The following is a 229-nucleotide window of genomic DNA, read 5'->3' on the forward strand; positions in this document are numbered from 1 at the left end:
CACTTGTGGTGCTGGTGGTACTATTACTGTTATCTATACGGTATCGGATGATTGTGATAATGAAACTACACTGACTGCGACACTTACCCTTGAAGATTCTATCGGTCCAGACCTTACTGCTTGTACGGTTGTAGATGAAACCATAGAATGTAATGGTACAGATAATGAAACCATCGCTAACGATTGGAATGCTGCTAACATATTAGCGCTTCAATCTTGTGGTACAGAT

Annotated in this window: 1 protein-coding gene; it reads left to right on the forward strand. The window is 40.6% G+C overall.

The window, feature by feature from the left end; all coding sequences use genetic code 11:
- Nucleotides 1–229, forward strand: a 229-nt coding sequence (locus ACVC3Y_RS05855) for a hypothetical protein (RefSeq protein WP_452226358.1), incomplete at both ends; no start/stop codon positions are given.

This window comes from Lacinutrix cladophorae (assembly GCF_053604645.1).